General features: G+C 62.3%; 19 protein-coding genes. 8 read left to right on the top strand and 11 right to left on the bottom strand.

From position 1 onward, the window contains the following. Positions 1-85: 85 nt before the first annotated feature. The gene (locus GH665_RS02035) at positions 86-778 is read left to right on the top strand and encodes a FadR/GntR family transcriptional regulator (protein WP_153134459.1); all 693 of its coding nucleotides are present in this window, start codon (positions 86-88) and stop codon (positions 776-778) included. 79 nt (positions 779-857) lie between these two features. On the opposite strand, the gene gap is transcribed toward GH665_RS02035, so the two are convergent. After that, on the bottom strand, positions 858-1,868 hold the full coding sequence (gap, locus tag GH665_RS02030) for a type I glyceraldehyde-3-phosphate dehydrogenase (protein ID WP_153134458.1): 1,011 nt from the start codon (positions 1,866-1,868) through the stop codon (positions 858-860). A 96-nt stretch (positions 1,869-1,964) separates the two neighbouring features. Further along, positions 1,965-3,986 (bottom strand): transketolase, encoded by a 2,022-nt coding sequence (tkt, locus tag GH665_RS02025; protein WP_153134457.1) that lies wholly within the window; start codon positions 3,984-3,986, stop codon positions 1,965-1,967. A 356-nt stretch (positions 3,987-4,342) separates the two neighbouring features. On the opposite strand from tkt, the gene speE reads away from it, so the two are divergent. The 3 genes from speE to GH665_RS02010 all read left to right on the top strand — a co-directional run bounded on the left by speE (position 4,343) and on the right by GH665_RS02010 (position 6,512). Next, on the top strand, positions 4,343-5,224 hold the full coding sequence (gene speE / locus GH665_RS02020) for a polyamine aminopropyltransferase (RefSeq protein ID WP_153134456.1): 882 nt from the start codon (positions 4,343-4,345) through the stop codon (positions 5,222-5,224). Positions 5,225-5,338: 114 nt separating this feature from the next. Further along, on the top strand, positions 5,339-5,752 hold the full coding sequence (locus GH665_RS02015; protein ID WP_028196424.1) for a VOC family protein: 414 nt from the start codon (positions 5,339-5,341) through the stop codon (positions 5,750-5,752). A gap of 19 nt (positions 5,753-5,771) precedes the next feature. Further along, the gene (locus tag GH665_RS02010; RefSeq protein ID WP_153134455.1) at positions 5,772-6,512 is read left to right on the top strand and encodes a 16S rRNA (uracil(1498)-N(3))-methyltransferase; all 741 of its coding nucleotides are present in this window, start codon (positions 5,772-5,774) and stop codon (positions 6,510-6,512) included. Positions 6,513-6,606: 94 nt separating this feature from the next. On the opposite strand, the gene GH665_RS02005 is transcribed toward GH665_RS02010, so the two are convergent. The 3 genes from GH665_RS02005 to GH665_RS01995 form a co-directional block, all read right to left on the bottom strand. After that, positions 6,607-7,167 carry a barstar family protein gene (locus tag GH665_RS02005; RefSeq protein WP_028196426.1) on the bottom strand — a complete coding sequence of 187 codons (561 nt, stop codon included), beginning with the start codon at positions 7,165-7,167 and terminating at the stop codon, positions 6,607-6,609. 16 nt (positions 7,168-7,183) lie between these two features. After that, positions 7,184-7,600, bottom strand: a complete 417-nt coding sequence (locus tag GH665_RS02000; RefSeq protein ID WP_153134454.1) for a ribonuclease — start codon at positions 7,598-7,600, stop codon at positions 7,184-7,186. Between the two features lie 421 nt (positions 7,601-8,021). Then, entirely contained in the window at positions 8,022-10,361 is a 2,340-nt protein-coding gene (locus GH665_RS01995) for an NADP-dependent malic enzyme (protein WP_028196428.1), read from the bottom strand. A gap of 207 nt (positions 10,362-10,568) precedes the next feature. Here GH665_RS01995 and thiL point away from each other — a divergent pair, with 207 nt between their 5' ends. The 4 genes from thiL (at position 10,569) to GH665_RS01975 (ending at position 13,271) form a co-directional block, all read left to right on the top strand. Continuing rightward, positions 10,569-11,564: a thiamine-phosphate kinase gene (gene thiL / locus GH665_RS01990; RefSeq protein ID WP_153134453.1), complete on the top strand. Its 996-nt coding sequence runs from the start codon at positions 10,569-10,571 to the stop codon at positions 11,562-11,564. Beyond that, positions 11,554-12,126 carry a phosphatidylglycerophosphatase A family protein gene (locus GH665_RS01985; RefSeq protein ID WP_174771697.1) on the top strand — a complete coding sequence of 191 codons (573 nt, stop codon included), beginning with the start codon at positions 11,554-11,556 and terminating at the stop codon, positions 12,124-12,126. Before thiL ends, GH665_RS01985 begins: the two co-directional genes overlap by 11 nt. A gap of 82 nt (positions 12,127-12,208) precedes the next feature. Next, complete coding sequence (locus GH665_RS01980; RefSeq protein WP_028196431.1) at positions 12,209-12,709, top strand: CinA family protein; 501 nt, start codon at positions 12,209-12,211, stop codon at positions 12,707-12,709. A 31-nt stretch (positions 12,710-12,740) separates the two neighbouring features. After that, positions 12,741-13,271, top strand: a complete 531-nt coding sequence (locus GH665_RS01975) for a cupin domain-containing protein (RefSeq protein WP_153134452.1) — start codon at positions 12,741-12,743, stop codon at positions 13,269-13,271. A 33-nt stretch (positions 13,272-13,304) separates the two neighbouring features. Here GH665_RS01975 and pyrF read toward each other — a convergent pair whose 3' ends face one another. From pyrF to araG, 6 genes are all read right to left on the bottom strand, one after another. Next, a complete protein-coding gene (pyrF, locus tag GH665_RS01970) occupies positions 13,305-14,120 on the bottom strand; it encodes an orotidine-5'-phosphate decarboxylase (protein ID WP_153134451.1) in 816 nt (271 codons plus the stop codon). Positions 14,121-14,257: 137 nt separating this feature from the next. Further along, complete coding sequence (locus GH665_RS01965; protein ID WP_153134450.1) at positions 14,258-15,310, bottom strand: aldose 1-epimerase; 1,053 nt, start codon at positions 15,308-15,310, stop codon at positions 14,258-14,260. 208 nt (positions 15,311-15,518) lie between these two features. After that, entirely contained in the window at positions 15,519-16,469 is a 951-nt protein-coding gene (locus GH665_RS01960) for an SMP-30/gluconolactonase/LRE family protein (RefSeq protein WP_408268662.1), read from the bottom strand. Continuing rightward, positions 16,460-17,260 carry an SDR family NAD(P)-dependent oxidoreductase gene (locus GH665_RS01955; protein ID WP_153134449.1) on the bottom strand — a complete coding sequence of 267 codons (801 nt, stop codon included), beginning with the start codon at positions 17,258-17,260 and terminating at the stop codon, positions 16,460-16,462. Before GH665_RS01955 ends, GH665_RS01960 begins: the two co-directional genes overlap by 10 nt. A 63-nt stretch (positions 17,261-17,323) precedes the next feature. Then, entirely contained in the window at positions 17,324-18,340 is a 1,017-nt protein-coding gene (araH, locus tag GH665_RS01950) for an L-arabinose ABC transporter permease AraH (protein ID WP_028196437.1), read from the bottom strand. 54 nt (positions 18,341-18,394) lie between these two features. Further along, complete coding sequence (gene araG, locus GH665_RS01945) at positions 18,395-19,930, bottom strand: L-arabinose ABC transporter ATP-binding protein AraG (protein ID WP_153134448.1); 1,536 nt, start codon at positions 19,928-19,930, stop codon at positions 18,395-18,397. Positions 19,931-20,083: the final 153 nt, after the last annotated feature.

Here is a 20,083-nt window from a genome sequence, read left to right as displayed (position 1 = left end):
ATTGCGCATCTTTAACGACTCATCGTACGAGCGTTCAGAACACGCATACAATGCTGGTCAGACCGCGCACCCAAAGTGAGCCACGATGAAAAATGTTCCGCATACCGTCACCGATGCCGCCATCGCGATCATCCGCGAACGGATCGAAGCGGGCGTCTATCCTGTGGGCAGTTTGCTGCCGGCGCAGCGCCAACTCTCCGAAGAACTCGCGATCAGCCGCGCATCGTTGCGCGAGGCGCTCTCCACGCTCGAAGCGCTCGGTCTGCTGACGATCCGCCCCGGTAAGGGCGTCTATGTAGACAGTGCGCAGGCGGTGACCGCCCAGGCATGGCGGTTCGCGGACCAGTCTTCGTTGCCGGATACATACCAGATGCGTTTCGCGCTGGAAGGCTTTATTGCCCGCATGGCAGCGCTGGCGATCAGCGATTCCGACCTCGCCTGGTTCGAAGACAATATCGCCGCCATGCAAACAGCGCTCGCCTGCGACGAACTCGACGAAGCCGCCCGCCTCGACTACGACTTTCACATGCGCATCGTGAGCATTGCCGGCAACGCGGCAATCGAATCGATCCTGAGTAGTGCCGCGGAAATCATGAAAGAAAGCCAGCGGATGCCGTTTTATCGGCGGGAGTTGGTGCTGTCCACGTACACCGAGCATCGGGTGATTCTCGACGCACTCAAGGCGCGCGATTCCGCGGCGGCCGGCAAGGCAATCGAAACCCATATTTCGAACGCCGCGCAGCGCGCCGGCGTCTATTTCCCGACGCCACAGGCGTAAAAAAAGCCGCTCCGAGGAGCGGCTTTTATCTTTTTGCCCTGCCGGCCGCACAGGCCGCAGGGCATGCAAAGCAAACAGCTTACTTCGCGTTGGCGAGCGCCACAGCCGTGTCCAGCATGCGGTTCGAGAAGCCCCACTCGTTGTCGTACCAGCTCGACACCTTCACCAGACGGCCCGACACCTTGGTCAGCGTTGCGTCGAACGTCGACGAAGCCGGGTTGTGGTTGAAGTCGATCGACACCAGCGGTGCCTCGTTGTAACCGAGGATGCCCTTCAGCGCGCCTTCCGATGCTTCCTTCATGATCGCGTTGACTTCCTCGACCGTCGTATCGCGCGCGGCGATGAACGACAGATCGACGACCGACACGTTGATCGTCGGGACGCGAATCGCGTAGCCGTCCAGCTTGCCGTTCAGTTCCGGCAGCACCAGGCCGACCGCCGATGCAGCACCGGTCTTGGTCGGGATCTGGCTGTGCGTGGCCGAGCGCGCGCGGCGCAGGTCTTCGTGGTACACGTCCGTCAGAACCTGGTCGTTCGTGTACGCGTGGATCGTGGTCATCAGACCGTTCACCAGGCCGATCTTGTCGTTCAGCGGCTTGACGAGCGGTGCCAGGCAGTTGGTCGTGCACGATGCGTTCGAGATCACCGTGTCCGACGCCTTCAGGACGTTGTGGTTCACGCCGTAGACGATCGTTGCGTCGACGTCTTTACCGCCCGGCGCCGAGATGATGACCTTCTTTGCGCCGCCCTTGATGTGCGCGCTGGCCTTTTCCTTGGTCGTGAAAAAGCCCGTGCATTCCAGCACGACGTCGACGTTCAGCTCGCCCCACGGCAGTTCTGCCGGGTTGCGGTTAGCCAGCACGCGGATCTTGTCGCCGTTCACGACCAGGTAATCGCCGTCCACCGAAACTTCGCCCGGGAACTTGCCGTGCGCCGTATCGTATTGCGTCAGGTGGGCGTTGGTCTTGGCGTCGCCAAGATCGTTGATGGCGACGATTTCGATATCGTGCTTCTTGCCGTTTTCATAGAAGGCGCGCAGCGTGTTGCGGCCGATCCGGCCGTAGCCGTTGATTGCGACGCGAATCGTCATGGTCTATCTCCTGATGGCTGAAAAAAAATCGTCCATGTTGGTCTGATTTGCCGGGATTGCCGCGCGTGGGGTCCGCGCGGCAGCCTCGCATGCAGATCAGCCGAGTGCGGCTTTGGCCGTCTCTACCACGTTCTCGACGGTGAAGCCGAAATGCTTGAACAGCACGCCAGCCGGGGCCGATTCGCCGAACGTGTCGATGCCGACCACGCCGCCTTCCAGACCCACGTACTTGCGCCAGAAATCCGTAACGCCCGCTTCGATCGCGACGCGGCGCACGCCTTGCGGCAGCACGCGTTCACGGTACTCGGCGTCCTGCTTGTCGAACACCGTGGTCGACGGCATCGACACGACGCGCGCCGCGATGCCTTCGCGAGCCAGCGCCTCGACAGCATTCAACGCCAGTTCGACTTCCGAACCGGTGGCGATCAGGATGATCTTGCGCGCGACGATTTCGTCGTTCCAGTCGCGCAGCACGTAACCACCCTTCTCGATATTGGCGATCTGCGCGTCGGTACGCTCCGAGAACGGCAGATTCTGGCGGCTGAAGATCAGGCACGACGGACCGTGATGCTCGACCGCGTGGGTCCAGGCCACCGCCGTTTCGACCGTATCAGCCGGACGCCACACTTGTAGGTTCGGAATCAGACGCAGGCTTGCGACATGTTCGATCGACTGGTGGGTCGGACCGTCTTCGCCCAGACCGATCGAGTCGTGCGTGAACACGAAGATCGACGGCGCCTTCATCAAAGCGGCAACGCGCAGCGCATTGCGGCTGTAGTCCGAGAACGTCAGGAACGTGCCGCCGAAGGCCTTGAAGCCACCATGCAGCGCGATGCCGTTGATCGCGGCGCTCATGCCGAACTCGCGCACGCCGTAGTTCACGTAGTTGCCGGCGGCCTTGCCTTCGGCGTTCACGCGCACCGGCTTGGCGGCCTTCCAGTTGGTCAGGTTCGAACCGGTCAGGTCGGCGGAGCCGCCGAGCAGTTCCGGCAGCACGGCCGACAAACCTTCGATAGCCTGTTGCGATGCCTTACGCGTCGCGACGGTTTCCTTGCGTTCGTTAGCGCCGGCGATGATGGCCTGCGCCTTTTCCTTCCAGTCGGCGGGCAATTGCTTCGCGTCGCGGCGCTTGAATTCAGCGGCCTCCTGCGGGTATTTGGCTGCGTACGCGGCAAACGCCTTGTCCCACTCGGATTCGTTGCGCGCGCCGGCTTCCGTCGCATCCCACGCTGCATAGACTTCCTGCGGGATCACGAACGGCTCCCACTTCCAGCCGATCGCTTCACGGGTGGCCGCGATTTCCTTGTCGCCGAGCGGCGAGCCGTGTGAATCGTGGCTGCCGGCCTTGGTCGGCGCGCCTTCGCCGATCACGGTCTTGCAGCAGATCAGCGTGGGCTTGTCCGACAGCTTGGCTTGCTTGATTGCGGCGTCCACCGCATCGACGTCATGGCCGACCACGTTCGGGATCACGTTCCAGCCGTAAGCTTCGAAGCGCTTCGGCGTGTCGTCGTGGAACCAGTGGACCACTTCGCCGTCGATCGAGATGCCGTTGTCGTCGTAGAACGCGATCAGCTTGTTCAGCTTCAGCACGCCTGCGAGCGAGCAGGCTTCGTGCGAGATGCCTTCCATCAGGCAGCCGTCGCCAACGAACACGTACGTGTGGTGGTCGACAATCTTCGCGTCAGGTTTGTTGAATTCGGTGGCGAGCAGCGATTCGGCGAGCGCCATGCCGACTGCGTTCGCGAGACCCTGGCCGAGCGGGCCGGTGGTCGTTTCGACGCCCGGCGTGATGCCGTATTCCGGGTGGCCCGGCGTCTTCGAATGCATCTGGCGGAAGTTCTTCAGCTCTTCCATCGGCAGGTCATAGCCGGTCAGGTGCAGAAGCGAGTACAGCAGCATCGAGCCGTGGCCGTTCGACAGAATGAAACGGTCGCGATCGGCCCACTGCGGGTTCTTCGGGTTGTGGCGCAGATGACGCGACCACAAGGCCACGCCGATTTCGGCCATGCCCATCGGCATGCCGGGGTGGCCGGAATTCGCTTTTTGAACGGCATCCATGGACAACGCACGGATTGCGTTAGCCATCAGGGAAGTGGGTGCGGGAGACGGGGTCGTCATGTCGAGTCCGGAGACAGAGTCAGAAAGCGGTGCGCGCTTGAGGCCCGGATGCTCGAATGCCAGTCCACTTCGGCGCACGGTGCGGCGCCAGGAGACGCGAAACGGGCAGAGCAAACGGACAAGGCTGAAAGCGTGACATTCTAACAGAACGTTCAGCGCCCTCCCGCGCGCAGGCCCCCTCGCTGCCTGGTTCCTGGCTGGTTCCGCGTTGGTTCCCGGCCTGACTGCGTGCTGGCTCCTGGGTGCCCGCACGCTGGTTTCGGGCCGGCGCCGCGTGCGAACGGAGCCGCGCCGCGTTTGCGCCTTTACAATTGAGCGAGACCAACCCGCCGCGCTCCGAACGGAGCCCGCCATCCGTGAGCGCTCCCCTGCTTTTTCGACCCACCGCCGACGCCGTCTACGGATTTCCGAACGCTCGGCGGCTTGCGTGCGTCGATTCGCCCTATCAGCGTATCGAGGTATGGGACACGCCGCAGCTCGGCCGGCTGTTTACGCTCGACGGCCGCCCGATGACCTCGACCGGCGACGAATTCATCTACCACGAATGCATGGTGCATCCAGCCGCGCTGGCGCATCCTGCGCCGAAAGCAGCGCTGGTGCTGGGCGGCGGCGATGGCGGCGCCGCGCGGCAATTGCTGAAACACGCCGGCATCGCGCGAATCGTGGTGGCGGAGCTCGATGCCGAAGTCGTGCGTCTGACCCGCGAGTATCTCGCCGACGTGCAAGACGGCGCTTTCGACGATCCACGTGTCGAACTGGTGATTGGCGATGCCGCGGATTATGTCGCGGGGATCGATGCAAAGGCCGCAGCGCAGTTCGATCTGGTTGTCTTCGACCTGACCCCGCCGGATTCACCTGCCGCGAGCCTGTACACACTGGACTTCTATCGGCAACTCAAGCGAGTCATGAGTCCGGGCGCCGTCCTCACGCTGCATCTCGGCTCACCGTACTTCCACGCTGAACGAGTCGCCGGCCTGCTCGACGATCTGCGCGACACCTTCGCCGTCGTGCGCACGATGCATACCTTCATCCCGCTCTACGGCTCGCTCTGGATGATGGCGAGCGCCAGCGATACGCTCGACCCTGCAGCTCTCACCGCCGAAACACTTACCCAGCGCCTCGCCGCGCGCCGAATCGATTCGCTAAAACACTACGATGCCGCTCTGCACACCGGACTGTTCTCGGCTTCCCGCTCCGTGCGCGATAAACTAAGTCAATTCTTAAAGCCATCAAGCTAACGCGTGGGCAAAATGCACGGTTCGGTCGGCGCGCGCTATCGGTACATCGATACGCAAGCGCTCACCTGGCCTCGCAACATGCATCCCGCAAACCCAATAGATCCGGAGAACCCCATGACCGCCTCCCGCCCAGCCGGTGTGCCCTGGTTGACCCCCTATCTGACGGTGCGCGACGCACGTGCCGCGACCGCGTTTTTCGAAGCGGCATTCGGCTTCGAGATACGCGATAGCGTTCAGGACGACGGCGTCGTCATGCATGTCGAGATGACCTATCAAGGCCAGCTGATCGTGATGTTCGCGCCGGAAGGCGCGTTCGGCTCGGCGGCGAAAACCCCCAAGAGCGCGGGCGCGATTGCGCCGCAATCGTTTTATGTCTATGTCGACGATGTCGACGCGGTTTACACGCGGGCGCTGGCCGCCGGCGCAAAATCGCTGAGCGAGCCACAGGATCAGTTCTGGGGCGACCGGTTTGCCCAGGTCGAAGATCTGGACGGCTACCGTTGGGCGCTCGCTCGCCACCTTTCCTGAACTAATGAGTATTTTTCTGATGCCTCGCTTCTTCGTCGGTACGCCTCTCAAGCCCGACGACATCATGCAGTTGCCCGATGACGTCACGCGCCACATCCTCGTACTGCGTTTGCAGCCCGGCGATTCGATCGTGCTTTTCAATGGCGAAGGCGGCGAATACAGCGCCGAACTCGTCGAAGTCGAACGCCGCTCGGCCAAGGTGAGAATTCACGAATTCCGCAATATCGAAGTGGAGCCGCCGTATCACCTCACACTCGCGCAAGGCATTGCCGGCGGCGACAAGATGGACTGGCTCATCGAGAAGGCCGTCGAACTCGGGGCATCGTGTTTCGTGCCGCTGACCACCACGCGCAGCGTCGTGCGTCTTTCCGGCGACCGCGCGCAGCGGCGGCATGTTCACTGGCAGGGCATCGTGCGGGCGTCGTGCGAACAATGCGGGCGCAATCGCCTGCCTGAGGTGGTACCGGTGCGCGAGATCGCCACGTGGCTCGGCGCGCTCCCCCGCGCACCTGAAGAAGGCGAGTTGCGCATTCTGCTGTCGCCGCGTGCAAGCATCAGCTTTTCAGCGCTGCCCGCCAATCCGCCGTTCGGGCGTGTAACGGTGCTGGTCGGCCCCGAAGGCGGTTTTTCCGCAGCGGAAGAAGCCGCTGCGACCGATCACGGATTTACCGCAGTCGGTCTCGGTCCACGTGTGTTGCGTACGGAAACCGCCGGCATCGCGGTACTCTCGGCGTTGGCCGCCCGCTGGGGCGGTTGGTAAGCCAAGCCACTGATTTGAAACGCAAAAGAGAAAGGCCCGCCAATCGGCGGGCCTTTCTCTTTTTTGTGGTGGTGAGCAATGCTCAACGCATCCGTTAGGCAAACGAATAAAACACTCGGAACGCGACCTTGCGCTCGGCCCAGAACTCGGCCGCCTCGCGAAACACGTCGAGGAGCGTCTCACGCCCTTCCTTGTCGAACTTCTGCGCGACCGGCAACTGCTCGAGCACGATCACGAACCCGGGCTGCGTGCCGGCCTTATGGACCAGATCGGTCAGGCAATCGTAGAGCGCGTCGTAATTTTTGCCGAAATGCTTCGGAAACAGAAACGACGTGGCAATGGTCTCCAGCACTTCCTGTTTGGACTGGGCATTCGCGCAGTACGCATAAAGAAAATGCTGGCCGAGTTGATTGGCCTCGTCAGCGAGATCCTGCACGCGAAACGCGCGGATCGACTGTACGATGTTCGGTCGTACGGTCTTGAAAAGGCTCATGGGCTCCTCGTTCGATGAAAGCACAGTGCTGCCTTCGCTCTGGTTATCCCGGCCCTGGTCGCCGGCGCGCATCCGCATGACGCGCTGGAACAAATTGCCGTCGCCGGCCGCGAAAAGATCCGTCGCGACTCCGGAGTCGTGCGCGTAGACGTTGTCGCTCATGCCGTTCATCCCGATGTCATTCAACAATACGATTAAAACTGGTGTAATGGTCGTCCGAGTAGTAACAGTTGTCGATCCGCTGTGGCGGACCTCCGCAGACGATGCGACGCGCCCCGCGGTTTCTCGAGCGAGGCGTGGGAACGGTGTATTCGTGGTAATAGCCGCGCCGATGCGGCGGTAGCAACCGTTCGCGATTGCCGAATACGATGCCGTCCTTCTCATACGGGTAAGGCCCGCCCGCGGCAATCAAGTTCAATGTATTGACTGCTTCGCGCGGCAACTGCGCCGCAGCGATGGTGCCCTGCACCTGTGCTTGTGTATCGGCGGGTGCCGTGTAGTCGCGCGCAAACGCGCCAGGCACGGAGCCGGATAAAGCGCAGAGCGTCAAAGCACCGATCAGCACGCCTTTAATGCGCTGCCACTTGCGTGCCATGAATCAAGGTTCCCCGCTGTTAGATCACGAGTTTTACGACCATGAAAGTCGTAAGGGTATCGCTAAAACCCCACAGAATCAACGTTCACCGGACCGGCAAACGCATCCTATCGCGCGGGAAAGAGCCACGGAACTGGCTTTGACGACTTTTGACAGAATATTTAGCCTATACAAGCTAAAATTAACTCAATCAAGCAAATACAGGGCAAAACCGGGCGCGCACGGCGTCCGTTGCGTAGTTCGTTCTCTGGAGTGAAAGCCTTGCCGTTGCTGCAGTCTCTCAAAGGCTGAATGGTTTCATTCAGCCTTTTTTAGGGTGACTATCCCCTGTTCACCCGCAGGCGTGCCCGTTGCGGGCACGCCTTTTTTTTGCGTGACGCCTACAGTAGGGCGACGCCACGCTTCAGTCCCGGCTCAAGAATCAGCGGGCTGCAATTACGTCAGCCACCAGCAGCGCGGTCATGTTGACGATCCGGCGAACCGTCGCCGAGGCCGTCAGCACGTGCACCGGCTTGGCCGCGCCGAGCAGCATCGGACCAATCGCGATGTTGTTGCCCGCGGCGGTCTTCAGCAGGTTGTACGAGATGTTGGCCGCGTCGATGTTCGGCAGCACCAGCAGGTTCGCGTCGCCTTCGAGCGTCGAGTCGGGCAGCACTTCGCGGCGCAGGTTCGCGTCGAGCGCGAGGTCGCCGTGCATTTCGCCGTCCACTTGCAAGTCCGGCGCGCGCTCGCGCAAGATCGCCAGCGTGTCGCGCATTTTCTGCGCGGTCGGCGCATTGCTCGAGCCGAAGTTCGAATGCGACAGCAGCGCGACCTTCGGTTCGATACCGAAGCGGCGTACTTCTTCCGCCGCCATGATCGTGATCTCGGCCAACTGCTCCGGCGTCGGGTCGACGTTCACGTGCGTGTCGACGAGGAAAATCTGCCGGTTCGGCAACACCAGCGCATTCATTGCCGCGTAGACCTTCGCGCCTTCCTTCTTGCCGATCACCTGATCGATGAAGTGCAGGTGGCGATGCGTGGTGGACACCGTGCCGCAGATCATGCCGTCCGCCTCGCCGCGTTCCACCATCATCGCGCCGATCAGCGTGGTACGGCGGCGCATTTCGAGCTTGGCCATCTGCTCGGTGATGCCCTTGCGCGACATCATCTTGTGATATTGCTGCCAGAAATCGCGATAACGCTCGTCGTGATCGGTGTTCACGACCGTGTAGTCCTGACCCGCGACCAGGCGCAGGCCGTAACGCGCGATGCGCTGTTCGATCACCGCCGGACGACCGATCAGGATCGGCTTCGCGAGCTTTTCGTCGACGATGATCTGCATGGCGCGCAGCACGCGCTCTTCCTCGCCTTCCGCGAACACAATGCGCTTCTTCTCCGGCTCGACGCCCCGCGCCAGCTGGAAAATCGGCTTCATGGTGGTGCCGCTGTGGTACACGAACTGCTGCAGATGCTGTTCGTACGCTTCCATGTCCTCGATCGGACGCTCGGCAACACCGGAATCCATCGCGGCCTTCGCCACCGCCGGCGCGACCTTGACGATCAGGCGCGGGTCGAACGGCTTCGGAATCAGGTATTCCGGGCCAAACGAGAGATCCTGGATGCCGTACGCGGTCGCGACGATATCGCTCTGCTCCTGGCGCGCCAGTTCGGCAATCGCGTTGACCGCGGCGATTTCCATTTCACGCGTGACGGTTGTCGCGCCCGCATCCAGCGCACCGCGGAACAGGAACGGGAACACCAGCACGTTGTTCACCTGGTTCGGGTAGTCCGTACGGCCCGTGCAGAGCACGGCGTCCGGACGCACTTCGAGCGCCAGTTCCGGCAGGATTTCGGGGGTCGGATTGGCCAGCGCCAGAATCAGCGGCTTGTCGGCCATCTGCTTGACCATGTCCTGCTTCAGCACGCCGCCGGCCGAGAGGCCGAGGAAAATGTCCGCGCCGCCGATCGCCTCAGCGAGCGTGCGAGCGTCGGTTTCGCGTGCAAAGCGTTCCTTGTCCGGGTCCATCAACTCGACGCGGCCCTTGTAGACCACGCCGGCCAGGTCAGTGACGGTGATGTTTTCGAGCGGCAGACCGATGTCGACCAGCAGATCCAGACACGCCAGTGCCGCTGCGCCCGCGCCGGACGACACCAGCTTGACGCTCTTGATGTCTTTACCAACCACCTTCAGACCATTGGTGATGGCGGCCGCGACAACAATGGCCGTGCCATGCTGGTCGTCGTGGAAAACCGGAATCTTCATGCGCTTGCGGCATTCGCGTTCGACGATGAAGCAATCCGGCGCCTTGATGTCTTCGAGGTTGATGCCGCCGAAGGTCGGTTCCAGCGCGGCGATCACGTCGACCAGCTTGTGCGGATCGGACTCGTTCAACTCGATATCGAACACGTCGATGCCGGCGAACTTCTTGAACAGGACGGCCTTGCCTTCCATGACCGGCTTCGACGCGAGCGGTCCGATGTTGCCCAGACCCAGCACGGCGGTGCCGTTCGTGACGACGCCGACCAGGTTGCTGCGCGCGGTGAAACGCGCGGCGTTCAGCGGATTCTCGACAATTTCCTCACACGCGAACGCGACGCCCGGCGAGTACGCCAGCGCGAGGTCGCGCTGGTTGATCATCTGCTTGGTCGGTGCGATCGCGATCTTGCCCGGAGTCGGGAACTCGTGATAATCGAGGGCGGCTTCGCGGAGTTTACTATTGACGGGAGTCGACATAAGGCGGGCTTCGAAGTGCGGATTAGAATAGACGTTCGACGGCATTGTAGCCCCAATTGCCGGCCCAATTCCTTCAATACGGGTACAACTGCCGCGACTGAAACATAGTGAAAGGCAAACGTCGCGCGCGGTCGGCCAATTGCCCGTCAAATCGGCGTTGAGTACGAATAGAGTGTTTACCCGGGCGCCTCTTCATACAATGCGCGCCGTTAGCAGCTTTTCGTTGCAGTTATCCGTTCACCCATTACCACCATGCTCTCCGAGTTCTCGCTGATCGATCGCTTCTTCGCCCGCCGCGCCGCCGCGGCACCCCGTGCCGATGACGGCTCACTCGGCATCGGCGACGACTGCGCGCTCCTCGCGCCGCGGCGGGGAGAAATGCTGGCGATATCGACGGATATGCTGGTGGAAGGCCGTCACTTCTTTCCCGATGTCGATCCCGAGGCACTCGGTCATAAGGCGCTCGCGGTGAACCTGTCGGACCTGGCCGCGATGGGCGCGAAACCGCAGGCGTTCACACTGGGGTTCTCCTTGCCGAAGGCCGACGAAGCCTGGCTGGCCGCCTTTAGCGAGGGACTCTTCGCCCTGGCTGAGCGCTACGGCTGCGATCTGATCGGCGGCGATACGACCGGCGGTCCATTGAATTTGTGCCTTACCGTGTTCGGCAGCGTGCCGCCGCAAGCCGCGCTGCGCCGCGACGCCGCGCAACCGGGCGACGACATCTGGATCTCGGGCACACTTGGCGACGCCCGTGCGGGGCTGGGTGTGCAGCGCGGCGAGTGGCCTGCCGATGCCAGCGACACTGCGACGTTTCGTCGCGCCCTCGAACGCCCGGAGCCGCGCATCCGCCTGGGGCTCGCGTTGCGAGGAATCGCACACGCCGCGCTCGACCTGTCAGACGGACTTGCCGGCGACCTGCTGCACATCCTGAAACGCTCGAACGTGCAGGCCACCGTCGACGTCGACGCCGTGCCGCGTTCAGACGCGTTGCGCCGCCTCTCGCCCGAGATCCAGCAACGTTGCACGCTAGCCGGCGGCGACGATTACGAGCTCTGCTTCACCGCACCGGCTGCGGCACGCGCCGCGGTCGAATCAGCCGGCCGCGAGGTCGCGATACCGGTCACGCGCATCGGTACAATAAGCGCTCTTCAATCGGCGGCCGACCGACCGGCGATCGGTTGGCGCAATGCCGCCGGCACGCCTCTCACCCTGACGTTGCAAGGCTTCGACCATTTCCATGCAGACTGATCCCCCGCTGGTGCCCGCTGACGAAGTCATCGGCAATCCGCCGCCCAACACGTCCGGTCCTCGCGCGCCACGCCCTCAGCCGCGCCGCGCCACCGCGCGCTTCATGCTGTCGCACCCGCTGCACATCCTGTCGCTGGGTTTCGGCAGCGGTTTGTCGCCGGTTGCGCCGGGCACGGTCGGCACGCTGTTCGCATGGGCATCGTTCGCGGTCCTGAGCCGTTACCTGACCGTGATCGACTGGGGCGTGCTGATCGTCGCCAGCTTTCTCGGCGGCATTGCCATTTGCGGCTTCACCGCCAAAAAGCTCGGCACCGACGATCCGTCGCCGGTCGTCTGGGACGAAATCGTCGCGTTCTGGCTGGTGCTGCTGATGGTCACGCCGGTCACGCTGACCGGGCAGTTCGTCGCGTTCATCGTGTTCCGTTTCTTCGATATGGTGAAGCCGCCGCCAATCGGCTATTTCGATCGCCGACTGAAAGGTGGCTTTGGCATCATGTTCGATGACCTGGTCGCCGCGTTTTTCACGCTGCTCGTGATTGCGCTCTGGCGCATGTCGGTTTAACCGTTGCCCGTTGGCCAGTGTTGGCCAATGGCTGCGGGCCGGCAGCCTCTTGCAGCAGTTCCTCGTTTTCCGGATTGATGTCATGCCTACCGATTCCGTGGTTCATCAGCTCGCGATTCGCGTGAGCAACCGTCTGCGCGACGAGCGCCTGATGCTCGTCACCGCCGAATCCTGCACGGGCGGCATGGTGGCAACCGCGATCACCGATATTTCCGGCAGCAGCGGCTGGTTCGAGCGCGGTTTCGTCACGTATTCGAATCAGGCGAAATCCGAGATGATCGGCGTGCCAGCCGAGCTGATCGAAAAGCACGGCGCGGTCAGCGAGCAGGTGGCACGCGCGATGGCCGAGGGTGCGCTACGCAACAGCCGCGCGCAGGTGTCGTTGTCGATTACCGGCGTGGCCGGTCCGGGCGGCGGCACAGAAACCAAGCCGGTAGGCATGGTGTCGTTCGGCTGGAGCAATCGGCTGCATACGTCGGTGGAAACCAAAGTATTCAAGGGCGACCGCGAGAAGATCCGCGTGCAGGCTGCCGCGCACGCGTTGCGCGGCGTGCTGGCCCTGCTCGACGAACGCGAACATTAACGTCCGGTTCAAACCCTGAGGCGCCATCACGATGCCCGACACGCCGACTTCACCCGCAGCCAAAGACGAACTGATCCGCCGCTTCGATCTGAAGCCGCATCCGGAAGGGGGATTCTTTAGCGAGACGTATCGGTCCGTGGACACTGTTCTTCGCGATGACGGTTCGACGCAGACGCGCTCGGCGTCCACGGCGATTTACTACCTGCTCTGTGACGGCGCGCATTCGGCGTGGCATCGGATCAAATCCGACGAGGTCTGGCATTTCTACGCCGGCGAGCCGTTGAACGTCCACGTGCTCGACGAAGCGGGTTCGCTGATTACGCACAAGCTGGGCAATGCGCTAACCCATCCGGATGCCGTGTTTCAAGCGGTAGTGCCCGCAGGCCGGTGGTTTGCCGCGGAATGTGCGGACCCGGCGACGTTCGCGCTGGTGGGCTGCACAGTCGCGCCAGGATTTGAATTCAGCGAATTCGAGCTGGCGAATGTTGCAGCGCTGAAGGCGCAACATCCGCAGCATGCGGTGTTTATCGAGCGGCTGGGGCCAAGCGCTCAACCAGTCTGAACAGAAGCGGAAAGCACTTCACAGCGCCGTCGCTCACCGGAACGCATTGATCCGGTCACGCGTTTCCATCGCCGCTTTCGCCGCGGCTTCAGCGAAATCGTCGTCCTTGCCGGCATAAATAATCGCCCGCGACGAGTTGATCAGCATACCGGTGCCGTTCGCCGTACGACCGGCATTGACCGTCGCCTGAACATCGCCGCCTTGCGCGCCGATGCCCGGAATCAGCAGCGGCATATCGCCGACGATTCCACGCACCACTTCGATCTCTTTCGGGAACGTCGCGCCGACCACGAGACCCAACTGGCCGCTCGCGTTCCACTTATCCGCCGCCAGTTGCGCAACGACCTGATACAACGGGCGCCCACCCGCCTCCAGAAACTGCAGATCGGAGCCGCCCGGATTCGAGGTCCGGCACAACACGATCACGCCCTTGCCCGCGTGCTCCAGGTACGGCTCGATCGAATCAAAACCCATATACGGATTCACCGTCACGGCATCCGCCCGATAACGCTCGAACGCCTCGCGCGCATACTGCTCGGCGGTGCTGCCGATGTCGCCACGCTTCGCGTCCAGAATCACCGGCAAGCCCGGGTGGTTCGCATGAATGTGCGCGATCAGTTGCTCGAGTTGATCTTCCGCGCGATGCGCCGCGAAGTACGCGATCTGCGGCTTGAACGACGACGCATACGGCGCGGTGGCATCGACGATGGTGCGGCAGAAGTCGAAAATCGCCTCGGGGCGGCCCGCAAGCGCGCCCGGGAATTTGCCGGGCTCGGGATCGAGGCCGACGCACAGCAGCGAGTTCGTGCGCTGCCAGGCGTCGTTGAGTGTCTGGATGAAATTGGACATAGTGTGTCTCGCGGCGAGCCGATAACGGAAGTGGCGCGTATTTTACCTGTCTCGCGCGCGAGGCCGCGCCGAAGCGCCACACCGGCGGGCGCCGCGGACGTGACGGATGCGCCCTGCCGGTCGGCCCTGCCCGCTGACTACTGGCGGCGCCGCGATCCACGCGTACCCGGCATCGAGCGCAAACCCGTGCGTTCAACGCTGAAGCGGAACGTGCGCGTCAGACGCTCGCCGCGTTTCAGCATCGTCATGCCGTTCTCGCACGCGCCGCCCGCCAGATTCATCGCGTTGATCGGGTGATCGACCGGCTCGAAGCAGAAGAACTCTTCGCCGGGTGGCGTGTAGAGCACATAGTAGTCGGTGTCGGCGGCAATATTCAGCGACAGGCGCCGCTTCGGCCACACCACAGCCGCCTGCCCGCTCCAGCCCGTGAATGCGTGATTGACGATGGCTTCCGGCAGCGGATACGCCACGCCGAATTGCCACGCGGGCGGCGCCGGCACGTGACGCACCGGCAGCCAGTCGTCGCCGGAGAGCCACAGGCCGCCGGCGGCCGCGGACAGTTCGGTATCCGTGTCGCGCACGAAAAACGGATGCACTCCCAACCCGAAAGGCAACGCCTCGCGGCCGGCATTCTCGATTTCCAGCGTGATGACGAGCGTGGGGCCGTCCAGCGAATAGGTTTGCGTCGCGTGGAATGCGTACGGTTTGCCGTCCTGGCGATCGAGCGTCAGACGGACATTTTCACGGTCCGATTCCGCGACCTGCCAGGCAGAGAGCCAACCGTCGCCATGAATCGGCAGCGGTTCGTCGGCGCGATTCTTTGGCACTTCGATACGCCGCCCCGCCACATTGAAATGACCGCCGCCGATCCGGTTCGAATACGGCAGCAACGGATAGCAGGCCAGCTCGTTCGGCTGGGTATCGGCGGCGACATGACGGCAGCGCCGGAAAATCGGCGTGAGCGCGCCGTCGTTGCGCCAATCGAAACGGGTGATGCCGCCGCCGAGCGTCGGCGCGACGTCGAGACGCAAATGCGCGTTGGCAAGCGTGATGCACGCAAGTTCGCCGCCGCTTGTCTCACCGACCGCAACCGCCGACGTACTCGGCCCCGGAAGCACCGGATTGGCCGCCGCATTGAGTCGCGCGCGCCGACTCTGGGAAGAAGCAGAAACAGGATTCGCAACAGTCATATCTGGCTCCATCGAGAGGCGTGGGACATTGCCGTCATTGCTGACGGATGCTGTTGGGCGATTTTCTTGCACCGGTCGCCTCTGGGTCCGAACGGCATGCTGCCGATTTGCTGCCACTGGTTTTGCGACATCGACTCCTTGCACTTTCTCAAACACGGCTCGACTACCCTCCGCTGCCGCCTCGACACCGAGGCCGGGTTATTTTGCGCTAGGCAGGCGAGCCTTGAAACACCGGCTCCTGCAAACCGTGTCGCCCAGGCGTTGCGATAAATACTCCGCCCGCGTGAGCATCGGTCGCGAGCGCCACGGCATCGAGATCGATGCGCGCACTCGTGATGTACAGCGTGTCCAGTTGCGCAGCGTGTCCCGCGGGAAGTCCGCTCGGAGGACCGCCAAACGCGACGCAGCTCGGTTGCGCAGTCGGTACGTCGACGCGTTCGGTTTCCACGCCGTCGGGTCCATATCGAACCACTCGCCTGCCGCCCCATTGCGCATTCCATACACCGCCGTCACCGTCGACGGTCGAACCGTCGGGTTCGCCGGTTGCGTCGGTCAATGTCGTGAACACGCGATCGTTGGCGATGCCGCCGTCCGCGCGATAGTCGCAAACGCGAATTTCACGGGTTGGCGAATCGCAGTAGTACATCGTCGCACCGTCCGGACTGAACGCGATGCTGTTCGAGATCGCCGGCGCGGGTAACGGCAACCGCTCCAGCGACAAATCATGATTCAGACGATAAAACCCGCCGAGCGCCTGCAGTGGAGAGCCTTCGTCTTTCGTGCCGAATACGAAACGGCCCTGACGGTCGCAACGGCCGTCGTTCACGCGCGTATTCAAATCCGCTTCGACGTCGACGATATGCTGCGTCACACCTGTTGCCAGATCGAAGAACGCCAGATGCGTCGCCAATCCGAGCAGCAGGTAGCGGGGGTCGGCACACAACGCAAACGTGGCAAGACGCTCGGACATGAGCCAGGACGTGCTTTGTCCGTCGCTCGGGTCATAGCGCCATAAACGCGCGCCTTCGATATCGGTCCAGTAGAAGCGGCCCGTTCTGGCGCACCATGTCGCGCCTTCGCCGAGCGTGCATTGCGTATCGAGCAGCAACACCGCGCGAGGCGCCGGCTGACCTGTACGCAGCCCCGCACTCACGCCCAGCCTCCGTCGACGATGAGATCCTGCGCGGTGATCATCCGGCTGTCGTCGGCGGCGAGGAACAACGCCATGCGGGCGAGGTCGGCGGGTTGCAGTTCAGCGTCGATGCACTGACCTTCCTTGATCGAACGGCGGCCTGCGTCGTCGAGCCACAAACGCTTCTGCTTTTCCGTCATCACCCAACCCGGCACCAGCGTATTGACGCGAATGTTGAAGTGACCGAGGTCGCGCGCGAGGCCGCGCGTCAAACCCTGCACCGCCGATTTCGACATCACGTACACCGGATAGCCGCCGTTCTTCAGCATCCAGCTAATCGAGCCGAGGTTGATGATCGAGCCGCTGTTGGCGGCTTTCATATCGTCCATCACCGCTTGCGCCGCGAAGAACTGGTGGCGAATATTCACCGCGATGCCGGCGTCGAAAGACTCGCGCGTCACTTCGCCGATCGTGTGACGCTTGTCGTTTGCCGCGTTGTTCACCAGCACCTGAATCGGGCCGAGCGCGGCCTTCACGTCGGCAATCGCTTTTTGCAGCGCGTCGATGTCGGTCAGATCGCACGGCAAAAACATAGGCTTATGTTTCGAGTCGCCGAGTTCATCGGCGAGCGCTTCACCTGCGCTCGCATCGATATCGAAGAACGCGACGCGCGCGCCCTGCGCCGCGAAATGCTCGACGAACGATGCGCCGATACCGGTCGCGCCACCCGTAATCAGCACGGTTCGGTCGACGAGACTCGGATAGCGGGCAAACGCGTTGTCCGCGAGGCGGTCGTTTGCATTGGCCGGAGACGACATCGTTCGATTCCTTTTAGAGCAAAGTAAGTGAGTCGCGAGTTGAGCGCGGGTTCAGTCCCGGGTTTAATCTCGCGAGCCGCGGTTCTTCAACTGATCGAGCAGCACGGCGGCGAGCAGAATCGCGCCGCGCACGAGGTACTGATAGAACGCGTCGATGTTCATCAGGTTCATCACGTTCTCGACCGTGCCCATGATCAGCACGCCGATCACGACACCGGAAATCGTCGCGCGACCGCCGAGCAGCGACACGCCGCCCAGCACGCAAGCCGAAATCACGTTCAGTTCGAAACCTTCCGCCGCGTTCGGCTGACCCGACGTAATCCGCGAAGCCAGAATCACACCGGCGAGCGCGGTAACAGCACCCTGAATCAGGAAGATATAAACGCGCGTGCGTTCGACGTTGATACCGGCGAGACGCGAAGCTTCCGGATTGCCGCCGATGGCCAGCGTGTTACGACCATACACGGTCTGATTGAGCATCACGCCGAACACGATAAAGCACAGCAGCGTGACCCAGATCGGCAGCGACACGCCGAAGAAGCTCAGACCACCCAGCGCGATAAACGTATCCGACGACACGCCCACGGCTTGCCCGTGCGACACGATAAAGCCGAGACCGCGGACGATTTCCATCGTCGCGAGCGTCGTGATCAGCGCGTTGATGCGCAGATACGCAATCACCGCGCCGTTGACAAACCCGATCACCGCGCCCGCCGCCACCGCCGCGATGATCGCGATGAAGGTGTTACCGGTCGCGTTCAGGACCATCGCGCACAGCACACCCGCGAAGGCGACCGTCGAACCCACCGACAGGTCGAAATCGCGCGAGGCCAGACAGAACATCATCGTGCACGCGACCATGCCGATCTGTGAAATCGACAGCGCGAGACCGAGCATGTTCTCGATCGAGAAGAAGTGATCGACCGTCAACGACATCGTGACGAACATCACGACGAAAATCAGGATCAGGCTGTACTCGGTGATCTGCTGCCACCATTTCGCCTTGTCGTTCGACTGCGGAATCAGCGCTTCAGCCGCGCCTTTGGCGGCTTGTTGCGCGAGGTTTTCTCTGGCTTGCATTTTGAAGACTCCTCCCGTTCCCCACGGGTTGCCGGACTTTCGTCCAAGTAATGTTCAGGCCGCTTGCTCGGTGGCTGCGGTTCCGGGCATGGCGGTCGAGCTCTGCGGCAACGCGAGGCTCAACACCGTTTGTTCCGTTGCTTCCGTGCGCGACAGCTCGCCGGAAATGCGGCCTTGACGCATTACGACGATCCGATCGGACACACCGAGCACTTCCGGTAGTTCAGACGAAATCATCACGATCGCGCAGCCGCGTTCCGCAAGCTGATAAATCACGTTATAGATCTCATGCTTCGCACCCACATCGATTCCGCGCGTCGGTTCGTCGAGAATCACCACCTTCAGATCGGGCTCGGCCAGCCAGCGCGACAGAATCGCCTTCTGCTGGTTGCCGCCCGACAAAAAGCGAATCTTCTGGCGACGGCTCGGCGTCTTGATCTTCAGCAGCTTGATAAAACGGTCCGCGGTTTCCGCTTCCTTCTTGCGGTCGAGGAACATCCCCGCCCGCAGATAGTGACGGCGGCAACTGATATTGATGTTCTCCGACACGGTCGCCATCGCGACAATGCCCTCTTCCTTGCGGTCTTCCGGGCACAGCACGATGCCATGCCGGATCGCCTCGCCCGCGCTGCGCACCTTGATCGGCTTGCCGTCGAGCACGATTTCGCCGGCCTTCTTGTGGTCGGCGCCGTACACCAGATGCATCAGTTCGCTACGGCCCGCGCCCACCAGACCGAAGAAGCCGACGATTTCGCCGCGCCGCACTTCGAAGCTGGCCGGCTGCGCGAGCGCGTGGCCTTCGATCGCTTTCGCCGCGAAGCGCACCTCGCCCAACGGACGTGCTGAATAGTTGTAGATGTCGGCGATTTCACGTCCGACCATTTCGCTCACGATGGTGTCGCGCGACACGCCTTCGAGCGTCGGATGCGAGGCGATCTTGCGGCCGTCGCGGAAAATCGTGCAGGCATCGCACAGTTCGTAGATCTCGTCCATGCGGTGCGAGATGTAGATCATCGCGCGGTTGTCGGCGCGCAGGTCGCGCACCAGCTTGAACAGCACCTCGGTCTCGCGATGCGACAGCGAACTGGTCGGTTCATCCAGTGCAATCACGCGCGCGTTACGCAGCAAGGCCTTGCAGATTTCGACCATTTGCCGTTGTGCGATCGAGAGCTTTCTCAGTTTCGCGTTCGGATCGAGCGCCACGCCCATCGCTTCGAGACGTTCCCTCACGAAACGCTTGGCTTCACGCTTGTTGACCCAGCCGAGCGAGTTCGGCAGTTGGCCCAACAGCAGGTTTTCCGCGACCGTCAGATCGGGCACGTATTGCAGTTCCTGGTGAATCACCGCGATTCCCGCCCCGATCGACGCCGCCGCGCTCGTAAAGCGCACCTCATTGCCGTCGATCATCACGCGACCGGAGTCGGGCTGATATTCACCGCCGAGAATCTTCAGCAGGGTCGATTTCCCTGCGCCGTTTTCGCCCATCAGGCCGTGCACCTGGCCGACGTTGACGTCGAAGGACACTCCGTCAAGCGCGCGCACGCCTGGAAAGACTTTGCCGATATTGTCAAAACGTAGCGTCGCTGACACTTCGCCTCCTATGTCGACGGAAGTTAGCGCTCTAACGCTTACTGCCGTCCCATTGCTTCGTATGAACCGTGCTTCTTCAGGTGCCTCATGGACACCAAGCGTGGTCTGTCTCAACTACTCGTCTTTTATTGCTGTCGGTGAAGGCTGCCGATG

The sequence above is a fragment of the Paraburkholderia agricolaris genome, from assembly GCF_009455635.1.
Taxonomy (GTDB): domain Bacteria; phylum Pseudomonadota; class Gammaproteobacteria; order Burkholderiales; family Burkholderiaceae; genus Paraburkholderia; species Paraburkholderia agricolaris.
This window is presented reverse-complemented; position numbering and strand designations above follow the sequence as displayed.

Bases quoted from the DNA above. Each gene is read 5' to 3' on its own strand.
- GH665_RS02035 (WP_153134459.1), top strand. From the start codon at position 86: ATGAAAAATGTTCCGCATACCGTCACCGATGCCGCCATCGCGATCATC.
- gap (WP_153134458.1), bottom strand. From the start codon at position 1,868: ATGACGATTCGCGTCGCAATCAACGGCTACGGCCGGATCGGCCGCAAC.
- tkt (WP_153134457.1), bottom strand. From the start codon at position 3,986: ATGACGACCCCGTCTCCCGCACCCACTTCCCTGATGGCTAACGCAATC.
- GH665_RS02015 (WP_028196424.1), top strand. From the start codon at position 5,339: ATGACCGCCTCCCGCCCAGCCGGTGTGCCCTGGTTGACCCCCTATCTG.
- GH665_RS02010 (WP_153134455.1), top strand. From the start codon at position 5,772: ATGCCTCGCTTCTTCGTCGGTACGCCTCTCAAGCCCGACGACATCATG.
- GH665_RS02005 (WP_028196426.1), bottom strand. From the start codon at position 7,167: ATGAGCGACAACGTCTACGCGCACGACTCCGGAGTCGCGACGGATCTT.
- GH665_RS02000 (WP_153134454.1), bottom strand. From the start codon at position 7,600: ATGGCACGCAAGTGGCAGCGCATTAAAGGCGTGCTGATCGGTGCTTTG.
- GH665_RS01995 (WP_028196428.1), bottom strand. From the start codon at position 10,361: ATGCCGTCGAACGTCTATTCTAATCCGCACTTCGAAGCCCGCCTTATG.
- thiL (WP_153134453.1), top strand. From the start codon at position 10,569: ATGCTCTCCGAGTTCTCGCTGATCGATCGCTTCTTCGCCCGCCGCGCC.
- GH665_RS01985 (WP_174771697.1), top strand. From the start codon at position 11,554: ATGCAGACTGATCCCCCGCTGGTGCCCGCTGACGAAGTCATCGGCAAT.
- GH665_RS01980 (WP_028196431.1), top strand. From the start codon at position 12,209: ATGCCTACCGATTCCGTGGTTCATCAGCTCGCGATTCGCGTGAGCAAC.
- GH665_RS01975 (WP_153134452.1), top strand. From the start codon at position 12,741: ATGCCCGACACGCCGACTTCACCCGCAGCCAAAGACGAACTGATCCGC.
- pyrF (WP_153134451.1), bottom strand. From the start codon at position 14,120: ATGTCCAATTTCATCCAGACACTCAACGACGCCTGGCAGCGCACGAAC.
- GH665_RS01965 (WP_153134450.1), bottom strand. From the start codon at position 15,310: ATGACTGTTGCGAATCCTGTTTCTGCTTCTTCCCAGAGTCGGCGCGCG.
- GH665_RS01955 (WP_153134449.1), bottom strand. From the start codon at position 17,260: ATGTCGTCTCCGGCCAATGCAAACGACCGCCTCGCGGACAACGCGTTT.
- araH (WP_028196437.1), bottom strand. From the start codon at position 18,340: ATGCAAGCCAGAGAAAACCTCGCGCAACAAGCCGCCAAAGGCGCGGCT.